12 protein-coding genes are annotated in these 14,838 nt (G+C 60.3%); 9 read left to right on the forward strand and 3 right to left on the reverse strand.

Going from position 1 to position 14,838, the window contains the following annotated elements; translation table 11 throughout:
- The first annotated feature begins 262 nt into the window (after positions 1-262).
- Entirely contained in the window at positions 263-1,378 is a 1,116-nt protein-coding gene (locus ACP7D4_RS23585; RefSeq protein WP_426211643.1) for an acyltransferase family protein, read from the forward strand.
- A 795-nt stretch (positions 1,379-2,173) separates the two neighbouring features.
- Positions 2,174-2,335, forward strand: coding sequence for a hypothetical protein (locus ACP7D4_RS23590; protein ID WP_426211645.1), 162 nt, complete (start codon positions 2,174-2,176; stop codon positions 2,333-2,335).
- A 137-nt stretch (positions 2,336-2,472) separates the two neighbouring features.
- On the opposite strand, the gene wbaP is transcribed toward ACP7D4_RS23590, so the two are convergent.
- Positions 2,473-3,984: an undecaprenyl-phosphate galactose phosphotransferase WbaP gene (gene wbaP / locus ACP7D4_RS23595; protein ID WP_426211646.1), complete on the reverse strand. Its 1,512-nt coding sequence runs from the start codon at positions 3,982-3,984 to the stop codon at positions 2,473-2,475.
- A 749-nt stretch (positions 3,985-4,733) separates the two neighbouring features.
- Between wbaP and ACP7D4_RS23600 the strand changes: the two genes are divergently transcribed.
- The gene (locus ACP7D4_RS23600) at positions 4,734-7,565 is read left to right on the forward strand and encodes a YjbH domain-containing protein (RefSeq protein ID WP_426211648.1); all 2,832 of its coding nucleotides are present in this window, start codon (positions 4,734-4,736) and stop codon (positions 7,563-7,565) included.
- Positions 7,566-7,667: 102 nt separating this feature from the next.
- Here ACP7D4_RS23600 and ACP7D4_RS23605 read toward each other — a convergent pair whose 3' ends face one another.
- Positions 7,668-7,922 (reverse strand): hypothetical protein, encoded by a 255-nt coding sequence (locus ACP7D4_RS23605; protein ID WP_426211650.1) that lies wholly within the window; start codon positions 7,920-7,922, stop codon positions 7,668-7,670.
- A 311-nt stretch (positions 7,923-8,233) separates the two neighbouring features.
- On the opposite strand from ACP7D4_RS23605, the gene flhB reads away from it, so the two are divergent.
- From flhB to ACP7D4_RS23625, 4 genes are read left to right on the forward strand one after another with little or no spacing between them, the layout of a single operon-like run.
- Positions 8,234-9,415, forward strand: coding sequence for a flagellar biosynthesis protein FlhB (flhB, locus tag ACP7D4_RS23610; RefSeq protein WP_426211652.1), 1,182 nt, complete (start codon positions 8,234-8,236; stop codon positions 9,413-9,415).
- Positions 9,412-11,490 (forward strand): flagellar biosynthesis protein FlhA, encoded by a 2,079-nt coding sequence (flhA, locus tag ACP7D4_RS23615; protein WP_426211654.1) that lies wholly within the window; start codon positions 9,412-9,414, stop codon positions 11,488-11,490. The genes flhB and flhA overlap by 4 nt, the downstream gene beginning before the upstream one ends.
- Positions 11,491-11,494: 4 nt before the next feature.
- Entirely contained in the window at positions 11,495-11,935 is a 441-nt protein-coding gene (locus tag ACP7D4_RS23620) for a hypothetical protein (RefSeq protein ID WP_426211655.1), read from the forward strand.
- The gene (locus tag ACP7D4_RS23625) at positions 11,932-12,225 is read left to right on the forward strand and encodes a type II toxin-antitoxin system RelE/ParE family toxin (protein ID WP_426211657.1); all 294 of its coding nucleotides are present in this window, start codon (positions 11,932-11,934) and stop codon (positions 12,223-12,225) included. Before ACP7D4_RS23620 ends, ACP7D4_RS23625 begins: the two co-directional genes overlap by 4 nt.
- A gap of 2 nt (positions 12,226-12,227) precedes the next feature.
- Here the strand turns inward: ACP7D4_RS23625 and ACP7D4_RS23630 are convergent, their stop codons facing one another.
- Positions 12,228-12,476 carry a GIY-YIG nuclease family protein gene (locus ACP7D4_RS23630; RefSeq protein WP_426104704.1) on the reverse strand — a complete coding sequence of 83 codons (249 nt, stop codon included), beginning with the start codon at positions 12,474-12,476 and terminating at the stop codon, positions 12,228-12,230.
- A 196-nt stretch (positions 12,477-12,672) separates the two neighbouring features.
- Between ACP7D4_RS23630 and flhF the strand changes: the two genes are divergently transcribed.
- Positions 12,673-13,998, forward strand: coding sequence for a flagellar biosynthesis protein FlhF (gene flhF / locus ACP7D4_RS23635; protein ID WP_426211659.1), 1,326 nt, complete (start codon positions 12,673-12,675; stop codon positions 13,996-13,998).
- Positions 13,991-14,824, forward strand: a complete 834-nt coding sequence (locus ACP7D4_RS23640) for a MinD/ParA family ATP-binding protein (protein ID WP_426211661.1) — start codon at positions 13,991-13,993, stop codon at positions 14,822-14,824. The genes flhF and ACP7D4_RS23640 overlap by 8 nt, the downstream gene beginning before the upstream one ends.
- Positions 14,825-14,838: the final 14 nt, after the last annotated feature.

Here is a 14,838-nt window from a genome sequence, read left to right on the forward strand (position 1 = left end):
CTGCGCGACCTGCTGCGGCTAATTGCCGGGAAGACCTATCGCCATCGAGAGAATCGTTCGAAGCCCAGGAAGCCCGGCGTAAAACCACACAAGAAGATGACTCAGAAAAACTGTTGAAAGGTCTTAACTTGGGTGGATTGGTGCGTGCGGGCGGGTGCCCGTTAGGACTAGTGGGTGCCGGCCCGTTCGCGGGGCACGAATGCCCGACAGATCATACCCACCGGGTATGATGCAAAATCTACCCACATGATATATTCGCCCCATGAATAGAATTGACTCCTTGGACTGGCAACGCGGTCTACTTGCATTTGCGATAATGACCTACCACCTCACTGGATGGGAGTTGTTCTCACTTGACTCGTCGTCGACTCTGGGGCGGCTGGGGATCTATGGCGTCTCGATGTTCTTCGTGCTTTCCGGATTGAGCATGGCAGTGGTGTATCACAAATACATTGAAGATGCCGGTTCGTCCATGAGGTTCTTCGTCAGGCGTGTGTTCCGGATCTGGCCCTTGCTGTGGTTCGCCGTAGTTTTCGCGACAGGCGCAGCACTGTTAGCGGGACAGTCTCCAAATAAGCTGGTGATTCTGCTCAATCTCACCACCTCGTTCGGCTTTGTGCAGCCGTCAGCGTACATTAACGTTGGCGCCTGGTCTATTGGAAATGAGATGGTGTATTACGCGTTCACTCCTCTATTCATATGGGCTTACAACACGCGTGCGGCTTGTGGCAACCTCCTGACGGGGCTGGCCTGTGTGGTCGGACTTTGGTTCTCAACAAATCTACTTACGGTCGACAAGTCGCTCGCCGACCAGTGGGTACAATACATCAATCCGTTCAATAACCTGTTCCTATACTGCGCGGGAATAGCGATCTACTACAATACCAAGGACCTGGTTGTCAGCACGCGCGTCAACCTGATGTGCTTCGTGGCCGCCCTTGCGACGTTTATCTTCTATCCTGCGGTTGGCGACCAAATTCATATCGTTTCTGGCGCCGGGCGCGTGGTGTTCAGCTTGGCCTCCGTACTTTTAGTATTTGCATTTTATAAAAATACCGTTCAGATTCCGCAGATTATCGGGGTGCCACTTACCCACCTCGGTGCCATCACCTACGGCGTATATTTACTTCACCCGATCGCGTATCGCGCGATAATTTTTGTTTTGAAGAAAATTCACATGGAATTACCCCCGTACGCAATGATTAGCGGGACCATGGCATCGACTATTATCTTGGCATTGCTTTCATTTAGGCTGTTGGAAGAGCCATTTATTCGACTAGGCAAGAGAAGCACCGCTCGTTATCGCGCTGGACAACAGCCGGATTTTGATGTTCCTGCTCTCGCAACACCGGTTCACCCACCGCGGCCACCAGCATAAATAGGAGTGCCTCGATAGCGCGGTACCATCCTGCTTGCTCACCGCTCCAATGCATGGCGAAGTATTCGCCGCGACCAACAATTTGGAGTCCCGAAATCGGACAATACCGTTTTCTGCCCCCCTTGTCTGGAGGGCGCAGGTCGCAAAATCCTGTCGACCGCCTTGACCAACGCTCCGGTATCCCTCTCGACGTCTTCGCGTACCAGCCGTTGCATGAATCAAACGTCGCCGTTGCGGCGGCCGACAGCTTGGCTGGGGCGACGGGGGCAGGTCCGCAGGAACGGCGCAGACGCGCGCGCAGTCATCAAAAATTCGCTCAATGACAGGACAAGCTCGTTACATCCGGCTTTCGTGGGAATGGCGTTGATAAGTTCCAACCTGAAACCTAGGACGGGTGGACCCGCAGCCTGGCGACACCTGCCCTCGCACGGCGCCGGCTCCGCTGCCTGAGCTGCGTCGAATCCGTACTCGCCGATGGGCGGGCAAATCCTCCACCCCAATCGACTCAAAATTCCCTTCCTAGCGCTGTCATAAGCGCTGGCCAAAGGAGCATACACCCCCGCCGGCGGGTATCCCTTTGACCATCGAAGGGTGCAATGCGCTTGCGCGTACAGGAGTTCTTGCGGCAGTGCACCGGATTGGTCGAAGAGCGCGTGCAAGTGAATGACGCGAGCCACGCCCGACTAGGGGGCAAGAAAAGTATTTGGGACAGTTCGGGATTTCATGATCTACGTCAACATCGCCCGTCGGCAAGCTTCCTAGACTGAGTTTCCTTCAGAAAAAAAGGAGAGTGTCATGAGCGAGTTCGGCATACCAAGCGAGTTCAATTCTCCACCTTGGGGCGAAGGACGCGAAAGGCTTACGGCCCGTGAGCGTCAGCGCCTGATCTGGCTGCTGGGGGCATGCCTGGCGGCCGATACCACGCTGCTGCTGCTAGTGAGTCAGGCGTTTGCTTAGCAACATCTCGGACCCAAGGGAGGCGACCAGCATGCCGCCTGATCGCTTGCTGTTGCCCGCATGGCTGGTCAAGCTAGCTGCATTTGATCGGTACGCATGAATTTCGACTCGCAAGTCCGGCAGCGCGTGTGGCGCGACTAATAGGCGCCGTCTTTCTTGAAGATGACCTTGACGGTTTTCAACAGGATGACGATATCCGAGAACAGCGACCAGTTCTTGACATACCATGCGTCGAGAAATACCCGCTCGTCGTAGGAAATGTCATTGCGGCCGCTGATCTGCCAAAGGCCGGTAATGCCCGGGTTGGCTTCCAGATAGTAATCGACCTGGTTGCCGTAGCGCTCAAGTTCCGCCTCGACGACGGGACGTGGCCCGACCAGACTCATCTCTCCCTTGAGCACATTCCACAACTGCGGCAATTCGTCGAGACTGGTTTTGCGCAGGAAATGGCCGATTGACGTCACGCGCGGATCGTTCTTGAGCTTGAAGTCGCGATCCCATTCGGCTTTCGCTTCAGGATCGCGCGCCAGCAGGTCGGCAAGCAGCTGGTCCGCATTTGGCGCCATGGTGCGGAACTTGTAGCAAGGGAAGGGCTTGTTATGGCGGCCAATGCGCTGGTGGCCATAGAACACGGGCTGGCCAGAGGCGGCCACCTTGGCAGCGATCCACAGCAGCACCGGAAAACCGAGCACCAGCACCGAGAGCGAGACGACCAGGTCGAACAGGCGCTTGACCAGTTGTGGAAAACGCCGCGCCAGGTTGTTGCGTACTGTTAGCAGCAGCACTTCGTGCGCGAAAAAGTGATTTACTTCCATGCCGTACAGCGGCAACCCGCGCACCGACGGCACAATTTGCATGTTCTGGCTGTAGCGGCCCAGGCGCTGAATGATTTCCTGGTAGGTTTCAATGCCGCCCTGTTCGAGGGCCAGCACGATGTGCGGATTGCCCAGGTGGGCCAGGGTCCGTTCGGGCGCGGCGCCCAGCGTGACGCATGGAATCAGGCGCCCGCTGCGGCTCGTGTAGGAGTCGAGTTTACGTTCGCGATCGTCAGGGACCACGAACGCGGTAAGCGTATAGCCCATCATGCGTTCGTCGTCGAAGGCGCGTGCGGTCTGCAGGGCGTTGTCGCCGTAGCCGATGATGACCATGGGGCGCTGCCAGCCACCGATCCGGCGCAAGAATTTCTTCAGCAGGGCGCGATTGAGCAGCATCAGACAGGGCGCGAACAGCCAGGTGGCCACGATTTCGCCGCGCGCCATGTCCCAACGGCCGAAAAACACCAGCGCCACATCGACCAGGGCCAGCACGGTGACCGTGCTGAGCACCTCCCGCACTTCATTGGAATACGGGCGCCGCTTCGAGTAGTGGCCCTTGGCCCAGAATGCCCCGACTGTCATGATCAGCAGCGCGATCGAAGTCTTGACACCCACCTGGTCCGGGATGTTCCAGCGGTGCTGGCGCAGGGGATCGGCCAGGGCCGGGATCGACAGCGCAATCGCGGCGAGGGAAAAGGCCAGCAGCACCGCGATCACATCGGCCGCCATCAGCAACCATTTTTCCGCCTCATTCTTGCAATACCATTTTGTTTTTATCAGGAAGAATGGTTCGGTCGGTTTCATATTTTTCTCTAAAAGTAAGTGCAGCGACATGCCAGCGAGCCTGCCGGCAACGGCAGCGCGCCCAGCGAGCAAAAACGCTGTCCGTCCTGGAGATACGCGTGCTGCAACACTGGTAAGCGGCTCTGGCGCTGTTTCGATCGTGCATTTGTGTTGTAACTAAGCCAGTTTTGGGCGTCAAGCCGCACCTGCTACTTCACAAGGCAGGCATTGACTAAAGCACAATCAAGGCTTGCGCATGGCACGACCGGATTGAACCGGAACGACGACCTCAAAGTTCGCGTAGGTTGGTGCGTCTCTTCCAATGGGCGAACAATCAGTTACCATCGCCTTTATTACTTCTGGTATCGACACAGATTGGTTCAGGAAAATTTAATCTTTTTCAACCGTGGCGTAATATTATCTGAAAGTTCAGCACGGATATGTGAGCACGCCTGACTCGCTCCTGTTACTTCGCAAAGTGTGGTTCGAGCGCATCACCCAGCATAATGAACTGCCACTATTATACCCTTGGGGCGTGCTGTCCTGTCGAATCGTCAAATGCATCCGTTCGTGCCACTCTTTTAGCTGACCGTGTCTTGCCAACTTTGCGTTGCCCGCCGCGCGGTACGCCGGCGGGATTCTTTTCTGCCTGGGTAATCGGTGATAAAATCGCGAATTGCCCAAGGCCTCCGTGCATTGTCCGGGCCGCTTCTGTTTGTTCACCTTGACGTCCCCGCGTGGAAGTGTGGCGGGGCACGGCATTTTACAGGTTATCCGCCTTGTTATTCGCCTTGAAATCCATGAAATATCCCGGCCTCGGCATGCTCATTTTCGGCATGGCCAACGCGCTGGCAGCGACCCCCACCGTGCACGGCCTGTCCGGCTACGTCACCATGCCGAGCGCCGTGGTGGAGCAGGACGGCACCTTCAGCATGGGTTACAGCTACGACCAGCCCTACGGTTCGCTGTGGGTCACATCGACCGTCCTGCCATTCTTGCAAGTGAACGGTCGCTACGTGTCGGTAAGCGGGATTCCCGGCTTTACCAATCTTGAAGGCCAGTACGGTAGCAATTACGGTCGCTACAAAGACAAGGTCATCGATGTCAAACTGCGTCTGCTGGAGGAGCGCTCCTGGTGGCCGGCCGTTGCCGTGGGGGCCACTGACGTCCAAGGAACGGCACTGTTCAAGGGTCAGTTCGTCGTGGCCACCAAGACGTTTGGTGCGGCGAACAATATCGAGGCCAGCGTCGGCTACGGCAACAAGCGCCCCGACGGCGCCTTTGCGGGTCTGCGCTGGCGCTCCGTCAAGGCGCCCGGCTGGAGCGTCGTGGCGGAGTATGATGCCAATGATTACACGCGCGATTTCAGGAGTGGCGAGACGGCAGCCGGCACGCGCGGCAATGGCCCTGTGCTGGGCCTTGAATACCGCTGGGGCTGGCTCGGTGCGCAGGTGGCGCGCCACCGCGACCATTTCAGTGCCAATGTATTTGCCAGCGTTCCCCTGTCGCAGCGCGAATTCATTCCCAAGGTCGCCGAGCCGGGCTATTACAAGCCGAAAGTGGCGCCAGTGCGCCTGTCGGCCGAACAGTGGCGCGCAGACCCGCGCTCCGCAGCGCCTTTGATCAGCGCCCTCGTCAAGCAGAACTTCAAGAACGTGCGCGTGGTTCAGGACGGCACCACGATGAAAATTTCCTTGACCAATACCCGCATCTCGGAGATGGGACGCGCCGTCGGGCGCGCCAGTCGCACTGCACTTGCCTTCGCCCCGCTGGGAACACGCTCGCTGCACATCACTTACACCAGGCTCGAACAGCCGATCACGACCTACGAATTCATCGACATGGGTGTGCTGGCAGACTACCTGGGGGGACTTGGCACGCGCGACGCTTTTCTCAAGACGGTACTGGTGCGCTATGCAAATGCGGATGACAAGGTCGAGGCCGACCGCGCGGCTTTGGCAGCCGCGATCGACGAGCAGACGGGGCTGGAGGTGCATGCTGGCCGCGAGGGCAATGTGGTCCAACTCAGTTCCGAAGACCGCGAAAACAACCGGGTCCGGTTCGCGCCCAAGCTTGGCTTCTTTTTTAACGACCCCAGCGGCGCTTTGCGCTACGACCTGGCCGTGGCGGCCAACTATGATCGGCGCCTGGGTAGCGGCTTGTACCTGAGCAGCGCGTTCCGCCTGACCCTGTTGGAAAGCATTTCGGGGGTCACTCAGAACTCCAACAGTTTGCTGCCCCATGTGCGCAGCGATGTTGCAGAGTATGCGAGGGGCGGAAAACTCAAGCTCAACCGGCTGATGGTGAACCAGTATTTCAGCCCGGCCGAGCGCTGGTACGGGCGCCTCTCGGGCGGTTTTTACGAAGAAATGTACCGCGGCGTTGGCGGCCAGGTGCTGTACCTGCCACAAGATGCACGCTGGGCCGCAGACTTCGCCGTCGACGCACTGCAGCAGCGCGGCTTCAAGGGATGGCTGGACAAACGCGATTACCGTGCTGTCACGGCACTCGGCTCACTGCATTACCGCCTTCCATATAACATGGAGCTCACTGCGCGCGCCGGCCGCTTCCTTGCCAGGGATGAAGGGGTGCGGCTTGAATTCAAGCGCCGCTTCCGCTCCGGTGTCGAGGTCGGTGCGTGGTACGCCAAAACCAACGGCAATGACATCACCAGCCCCGGTACCCCTGCCAGTCCTTATCACGACAAGGGCATTTTCATGTCCATCCCTCTGCGCAGCATGTTGGCGGCCGACACGCAGTCCACAGCCAGCTTCGCCATTTCGCCGTGGACGCGCGATGTGGGCCAGATGGTCGCCTCGCCCGGTGACCTGTATTCCATGGTTGAACAGCCGCGGCGCGATATGTACAACTACGATGGCCTGGGCAATTTCGGCGAGCGGCGGGACGAACAAAACCTGCCGGCAGTGAGCCAGCCCGACCTGCCCGCGCCAAATCCGTGGCCAGCGTTCCGCATGCGCCTCGCGCAGTCCGCCGCCGGTTCCCCGCCGCTGGCCGACTGGGTCTACGGTACCGGCGCGGCCGCCGGCGCCGTGTTGGCTAGTGCGCTGCTCGATAAACCGGTCGACAAGTACGTCAGCAAGCATGCCGAGACACGCTTGGCGCGCAGTTGGGGGAATTTCGGCAAGAACATGCCGATCGCGCTGCTCGCTACCTCGGGGGTGGCCGTCGCCATGGGCGACGGGCGCATGCAAAACACGGGCATCATTTCATTGGAGGCAGTCGCGGCCTCGCTTGGCGTGGCTGCGGTAGGGAAATATGCCGTCGATCGCGCTCGCCCCTACGAGAACCGCGGGCCGTGGCAGCGCGCAGGCGAGGGCCAGTCGCGCAGCAATTCCTCGTTCCCCTCCGGGCATAGCGCAATTGCGTTCGCCGCCGTCACGCCATTCGCGCAAGAGTATGATGCCCCATGGCTGTACGGCGTCGCGGCCGTGAGCGCCATGGGCCGCGTGGCAGGCCGGCAGCACTGGGTTTCCGATACCGTGGCCGGTGGCATCATCGGCTACGCAGCCGGTACATTGCTGTGGAAGGGGCAGCGTGACAACAGCAAATCGCAGTTGTCCGTGGTTCCCGGTCCTAAGGAGATCAGCGTGTCTTATCAGGCCAGGTTTTGAGGGCCTGACCGTCAAAAAATAGAGGCAGCCAAGAAAAAGCCGCCCAGCCCGCGTTAGCGGGGTGGGCGGCTTTTCAATTAGAGGGGCGCAAGGCCCCTCTAATTAACGACGAGCGTGGTGAACTGTCGCAGCGTGCGACGCTGGCGTCTCGCTGTCGTCCGAAGCAACAGCAGCAACAGCTGCCAGCGCTACACCGATCGAAATCATTGCAGCGACCGACAGGCCTGGGGTAGCAGCAGCAGGAGCAGCCATTGGCGCTTCTGCTGGAGCTGCTGGTGCGGTTTCAGGAGTCGCCTGGGCAAAAGCCTGGCCCGACACGAAAGCCATCATGGCGATTACGGAGATAATTTTCTTCATTATGAAACCCTTTTCGTTAAAAATTGTACATCTTCAAATATAACACCATCAGTCTTTTATTATAGCAATGTATGAATTGCTTACATAATAAAATTCAAAGATGGTCATATCTTTAGCAGTAACGGGATGATAGCAACCTTTTCATTTTGGCGTCGCTGTTCGCGCCGATACGTGTTGTTTGTGGACCAAAACGCGAGCCGGACAGGGTTTTTTGCCCGTGTTGCATGAACAAGGCCGCCTTCCCACCCCTGTTCCGGAGATTGCCTGCAAGAAAATTGACCAATAATGTCTTCTGTTAACCGGAGTCGATGATGGCAGAAGACAGCGACGCAGAAAAGACCGAACCCGCGTCAGCCAAACGCCTGGAAGACGCGCGCAAGGAAGGCGATGTGCCGCGCTCGCGCGAGCTGTCGACCTTTGTCGTCCTGATGACGGCCGGGGCCGGCCTGTGGCTCACCGGCGCCGGCCTGGTTCGGCAGCTCAATGCCAGCATGGTGTCCGGCCTTTCCCTCAATCGCGAGCAAGTATTCGATACCAACGTGCTGATCATGCGGGTGGCCAGCGACGTTGGCCAGGTCATGCTGGCCTGCCTGCCGCTGGCGCTGGCCATCATGTTTGTCGCTGTCGCGTCACCGCTGTTGATCGGCGGCTTGTTGTTCACCCCCAGCGGCTTCATGCCCAAATTTTCCAAGCTCAACCCCGCCACGGGCCTGGTCAATATGTTCTCCACCAATGCGCTGGTGGAACTGGGCAAGGCAATTGCCAAGACGCTGGTCATCGGTTTCGTCGCCTATTTGGTGATCAAGAGCCAAAAGGATGAAGTCATGACGCTCGCGCTCGAGCCGCTGGGCAGCGGCGTGGCGCATACGATCAGCCTGGTCGGCAAGGCGTTTCTCTACATTGTGGGTGGCCTGGGCATCGTGGCGGCGATCGACGCGCCTTACCAGATGTGGCACTACGCGAACAAATTGAAGATGACGCGCCAGGAAATGATCCAGGAGTCGAAAGAGTCCGACGGCAATCCGCAGATCAAGGCCAAGATCCGCCAGCTGCAGCGCCAGATGGCCCAGCGCCGCATGATGGCCGACGTCCCCACGGCCGACGTGATCGTCACCAACCCAACCCACTACGCCGTCGCGCTCAAGTACACCGATGGCGCCGGCGGGGCGCCGCGCGTAGTCGCCAAAGGCGCCGACGAGGTGGCCGCCAAAATTCGCGAACTGGCCAGGGAAAACAATGTACCGCTGCTGGAGGCGCCGCCGCTGGCGCGCGCGCTGCACAAGCATACCGAGATCGGCGACGAAATTCCCGAAGCGCTGTATGCGGCCGTGGCCGAAGTGCTGGCCTACGTGTTCCAGCTGCGTGCCTACAAACAGGGTGGCGCGGCCCATCCCGAGCGGCCCACGCGCCTGGCGGTGCCCGACGAGCTTGACCCGCTAAACCCGGCTGCGCAAAAAAATCCACCTGATACGAATAACGGAGCTGCACCATGAAGATGCCAACTTGGATGGCCGGAATGAAGGGCGGCGGCAACGCCCTGGCCGCGCCGATCATCATCATCTTGCTGCTGTCGATGATGATCCTGCCGCTGCCGGCGTTCGTGCTCGACGTGTTCTTCAGCTTTAATATTGCGCTGGCGGTGATCGTCTTGCTGACCAGCCTGTATACGGTCAAGCCGCTCGACTTCATGGCCTTTCCCACCATTTTGCTGGTCTCGACCATGCTGCGCCTGTCGCTCAATGTGGCCTCGACCCGTATCGTGCTGACCGAAGGCCACACCGGCGGCGCGGCGGCGGGCAAGGTGATCGAAGCGTTCGGCCACTTCCTGATCGGCGGCAATTACACGGTAGGTATCATCGTCTTCATCATCCTGACCATCATTAACTTTACCGTCGTCACCAAGGGCGCCGGCCGGATCGCCGAAGTGGGCGCCCGTTTCGCGCTCGACGCCATGCCCGGCAAGCAGATGGCGATCGACGCCGACCTGAACGCCGGCCTGATCGCCGAAGACGAAGCGCGCCGGCGGCGCCTGGAAGTGGGCCAGGAAGCGGAATTCTACGGCGCCATGGACGGCGCCTCCAAGTACGTGCGCGGCGACGCCGTGGCCGGCATCATGATCACCGTGATTAACATCATCGGCGGCCTGCTGGTGGGCGTGCTGCAGCACGACCTGGCGTTTGGCCAGGCGCTGGAAACCTATACGCTGCTGGCCATCGGCGACGGCCTGGTGGCGCAGATTCCTTCGCTGATCATTTCCACCGCCGCCGGTATCGTAGTCTCGCGCGTGGCCTCCGACCAGGACATCGGCACCCAGCTGGTGGGCCAGCTGTTCGCCAAGCCGGACGTGCTGTACATCACCGGCGCCATCATTGGGGGCATGGGCCTGATCCCGGGCATGCCGAATTTTGTCTTCATCCTGCTGGCAAGTTCGCTCATTGGCGCCGGCTACCTGGTCAGCAAGAAGCGCAAGGCGCCCAAGGCGATTGAGGAAGCCGCGCCAACGCCGACGGCCACGCCGGAGAGCGAAGAAGCGAGCTGGCAAGACATCATGCCAGTCGATACGCTGGGGCTGGAAGTGGGCTACCGCCTCATTCCCCTGGTCGACAAGTCGCAAGGCGGCGAGCTGCTCAAGCGCATCAAGGGCATCCGCAAGAAGTTCGCGCAGGAAGTCGGTTTTTTGGCGCCGCCCGTGCACATCCGCGACAACCTCGAGCTCAAGCCTTCTTCCTACCGGATCACCCTCAAGGGCGTGGAAGTGGGCGCCGGCGAAGCGCTCAGCGGCCAGTACCTGGCGATCAATCCGGGCATGGCGAGCGGCACCTTGCCGGGCCTGGTCACCACCGATCCCGCCTTCGGCCTGCCTGCCGTGTGGATCGATGCGAGTCTGAAGGATGAAGCGCAAAACATGGGCTACACCGTGGTCGATGCGGGCACTGTGGTGGCCACCCACCTGAACCATTTGATCACGTCGCATGCATCCGAATTGCTGGGCCGCGCCGAAGTGCAGTCGCTGCTGGACCATATCGCCAAAGAAACGCCGAAGCTGGTGGAAGACCTGGTGCCGAAGATGCTGTCATTGTCGAGCCTGCAGAAGGTGTTGCAGAACCTGCTGGTTGAAGGCGTGCACATCCGCGACATGCGCAGCGTGATCGAGGCGCTGGCCGAGTACGCGCCGCAGACCCAGGACCCGGCCGAGTTGACGGCCGTGGTGCGGGTGGCGCTGGGCCGCGCGATCGTGCAGCAGCTGTTCCCGGGCACCAATGAATTGTCGGTGATGACGCTCGATAACCGGCTCGAGCGGCTTCTGATGCAAGCGTTGGGGGCAGGGGGCGAGGGCGCCGGCATTGAACCGGGCCTGGCCGACACCATCGCACAGCAAGCGGGCCATGCGGCGAACCAGCAGGAGCAGATGGGCTTGACGCCAGTGCTGCTGGTGCCGGGGCCGCTGCGCGCGATGCTCTCGCGCTTTCTGCGCCGCGCGCTGCCGCAGCTGAAGGTGTTGTCCCACAATGAGATTCCCGAGACCAAGACGATCCGCGTAACCAGCCTGGTGGGTGCGGGAATGTAGATTGATGGCTAACGTCACGCGACAAAGAGAGGTGTATTTGCATATCGGCCATCCCGGCGGCTGGTCGGTCATATTGAAGCTTGGTACGCAAGAAAAGCCCCTTTGCGTACAGCGGACGGACAAGCCGCGCATGTGGCGCAGCCTGGACCGCTGTGTGGAGTACCTGAAACGGGAACTGCGGATTGCTCGCTTTGAACTTTTAGATGCGACCAATCATAGCGACGTCGCTGTTGCCGGCGTCACATCGCGCGCCGATGCCGCCACGCGTTTGCGCAATGCGCACGAAGCAGCCGGTCATGACAAGTGGTTCCGTGAAGAGGTCGGGCAAGCCATTGCAGAGGCGGATGATCCGAGCGCCGAATGGGTGACAAATGATGAGGCGAATACGAGTTGGGCGACGAAGCAGGCCGCATTGGTCAAGAGGTTTACAGCGAACGCAGTGTGAAACTGGTATGGCTGGACCGGGCAATTCATGATCGCGACGCGCAACTCGACTACATTGCCCATGACAGTATCAAGTCGGCCGTTGAGCAGCGCGATTGCAGCGCAAAACAGGTCGGCCTGCGGGCCGACCATCCGGAGATGGGCCGCACCGGTCGCATGCGCGGAACGCGGGAACTGGTCATCAGCGGCACCCCTTTTATTGCCGTATATCGCGTGAAGCCAAAGGCCGGGCGCATCGAGCTCTTACGCCTGCTGCATGGAGCGCAACGGTGGCCCCGATCGAAGCGATAAGCCTATCGTGCAAAGTCGTGATACAGATCACGCCACTCCGGATTATTGTTCGTCACCAGCTTCGCCTTCCACGCCCGATTCCACTTCTTGAGCTGTTTTTCGCGGGCAACGGCGGTCTGCAAATCGGCATGCGGTTCAAACCACACCAGCTTCCTGCGCGGCTGCGCGACGCGCTTTTCCAAGTCGCCAGTGACGCCAATAAACAAGTGCGGCGCGCTGTCCAATATGTACACGTAGTTGAGCTTTTCCATGCGCCCATCATGCTGTTTTCTCCAAAATCCTGTCGCACAGGATTGTCATTTTTCCATCAGGAAATGACTAACGTTGAAGTGACCCCGTTTCCCCGTCCTTCTCCGCTGATGGTTTCCGTTCGGCATCGTCAATAATCCATCCTGTGAATCGGTCAATGCCTCATGTGAGCACGCCGGCCGTACCCAGGAGTCGACAATGAACGTCAAAAAATTTACCGCAGCAACGTCCCGCGAAGCGCTGCGCAAGGTGCGCGACGCGCTTGGGCCTGATGCCGTGATCCTGTCGAACCGCCCGCTCGACGGCGTGGTCGAAATTTTGGCGCTGGCCAGCGACGATGTCGCCTCGATGGCCTCGCCCGCGCATGAAACGGAAATGGCGCAGCCGCGCCCCAGCCTGTCGCTGCCGCCCGAGTCCTACGCCAACCGCTACGCGCCGGCAGCCGCGGTTCCGCTACCTGCAGTCCCTGGCCACTTCGACATGTCGCTGATGGCCAGCCAAATGTCGTCGATGATGCAGCAGGCGCTGGCCCAGGCCAAAGACACGGCGGCGGCCGAAATGAGCGGCATGATGAGCGAAATTCGCGCCATGCGCGGCCTGATGGAAACCCAGTTGGCCGAAATTTCATGGAGCACGACCGCGCAGCGCGAACCGCAAAAAACCAGCGTGCTGCGCGAGATGCTGGCGGCCGGTTTTTCGGCCAGCCTGTCGCGCTACCTGATCGAAAAACTCCCGTCGGGAAAAGATGAGGCACAGAGTCTGGCATGGATCAAGACGGTCCTGTCGCGCAACCTGACCACCATTGCCAACGAAAATGAAATCCTGGAAAAGGGCGGCGTCTTCGCCCTGGTCGGCCCCACCGGCGTGGGCAAGACCACCAGCACCGCCAAACTGGCGGCGCGCTGCGTGATGCGCCACGGCCCTGAAAAACTGGCCTTGATCACCACCGACGCGTATCGTATCGGCGGCCACGAGCAGTTGCGCATCTACGGCAAGATCCTCGGCGTGATGGTGCACTCGGTCAAGGATGAATCGGACCTGCGCATCGCCCTGAAAGAATTGCGCAACAAGCACACCGTGCTGATCGACACGGTCGGCGTGTCGCAGCGCGACCACAACGTGGCCGAGCAGGTGGCGATGCTGTCGGGCACCGGCGCGGACGTCAAGCGCCTGCTGTGCCTGAACTCGACGTCCACCAACGAAACGCTCAACGAAGTGGTGCGCGCCTACCAGGGCAGCGGTCTGGCGGGGGCAATCATGACCAAGCTGGACGAAGCGGCCTCGCTCGGCAACGTGCTCGACGTCGTGATCCGCCAGAAGCTGAACCTGTTCTACATCTCCAACGGCCAGCGCGTGCCCGAAGACTTGCACCTGGCCGACCGCGCCATGCTGATTGACCGCGCCTTCCGTCTCAAAAAGGGCGACGCCGCCACCCAGTACGCGGACGCCGAATTGCCGCTCCTGATGGCCGGCGCGACCAACGCCAACAATGACCGCAGCCTGCGCGAGGTGTTCCTTGGCTAATTTCGATTTCGACCAGGCCGAAGGCCTGCGCAGGATGCTGGCCGGGCCAAAGCCGCGCATCGTCACGTTTTTATCGGCCACCGCCCAGGACGACAAGGGCGCCATGCTGGTCAACCTGGGCGCGTCGCTGGCGCGCGCCGGCAACGACGTCGTCATCGTCGACGCCTGCGACCAGGAATACGGCGTGGCCCAGCGCCTGGGCGTGGACCGCGGTTCGAGCCTGCTGAACGTGGCGCGCCAGGAATGCGGCCTGAACCAGGTCATCAACCAGGTGCCGCAAGGCTTTGGCGTGGTCAGCATGGCGCGCACCCGGCGCGCATGCAGCGGCGCGGACGATGCGCGCCGCCTGGCCAAGACGTTCGATGTGCTGGTCAAGCAAAGCGGCATCGTCATTGTCGACGGCGAGTTCGACAGCCGCGACAGCTTTCCCGTCCCCATCATGGGCAACTGCGAAATCGTGGTCCAGGTATCCACCAGCGCCGAGTCGATCACGGCCGCCTACCGCCTCATCAAGCGCCTTTCGCAACAGTTGGGCCGCCGTCCCTACGGTATTTTGGTGACCGGGGCTTCCGAACAGGAGGCGAAGGTGGTATACGATAATATGTCCTCTGCGGCAAGTCGTTACCTTGCGGTACAACTTGTGTCGATGGGCTCGGTGCCGGCCGATGAATACCTGCAGCGCGCAGCGCGCCTCGGGCGCGCGGTGGTCGATGCGTTCCCGCTGGCGGGCGCCTCCGTCGCGTTTCGCCGGCTGGCAGGGCGGTTTGCCATGGCGGGCATGGCGCCGCTAGGCCGAGCAGGGGGAAGCACCCATTTTGGCTCATAAAACTTTACGGTAAA

Origin of the sequence: Massilia sp. TWP1-3-3, assembly GCF_049897805.1 — a bacterium.
Classification (GTDB): Bacteria; Pseudomonadota; Gammaproteobacteria; order Burkholderiales; family Burkholderiaceae_D; genus Telluria_A.

What these genes read in the sequence shown, in the direction of transcription:
- ACP7D4_RS23585 (WP_426211643.1), top strand. Translation starts at nt 263, where the DNA reads ATGAATAGAATTGACTCCTTGGACTGGCAACGCGGTCTACTTGCATTT.
- ACP7D4_RS23590 (WP_426211645.1), top strand. Translation starts at nt 2,174, where the DNA reads ATGAGCGAGTTCGGCATACCAAGCGAGTTCAATTCTCCACCTTGGGGC.
- wbaP (WP_426211646.1), bottom strand. Translation starts at nt 3,984, where the DNA reads ATGTCGCTGCACTTACTTTTAGAGAAAAATATGAAACCGACCGAACCA.
- ACP7D4_RS23600 (WP_426211648.1), top strand. Translation starts at nt 4,734, where the DNA reads ATGAAATATCCCGGCCTCGGCATGCTCATTTTCGGCATGGCCAACGCG.
- ACP7D4_RS23605 (WP_426211650.1), bottom strand. Translation starts at nt 7,922, where the DNA reads ATGAAGAAAATTATCTCCGTAATCGCCATGATGGCTTTCGTGTCGGGC.
- flhB (WP_426211652.1), top strand. Translation starts at nt 8,234, where the DNA reads ATGGCAGAAGACAGCGACGCAGAAAAGACCGAACCCGCGTCAGCCAAA.
- flhA (WP_426211654.1), top strand. Translation starts at nt 9,412, where the DNA reads ATGAAGATGCCAACTTGGATGGCCGGAATGAAGGGCGGCGGCAACGCC.
- ACP7D4_RS23620 (WP_426211655.1), top strand. Translation starts at nt 11,495, where the DNA reads ATGGCTAACGTCACGCGACAAAGAGAGGTGTATTTGCATATCGGCCAT.
- ACP7D4_RS23630 (WP_426104704.1), bottom strand. Translation starts at nt 12,476, where the DNA reads ATGGAAAAGCTCAACTACGTGTACATATTGGACAGCGCGCCGCACTTG.
- flhF (WP_426211659.1), top strand. Translation starts at nt 12,673, where the DNA reads ATGAACGTCAAAAAATTTACCGCAGCAACGTCCCGCGAAGCGCTGCGC.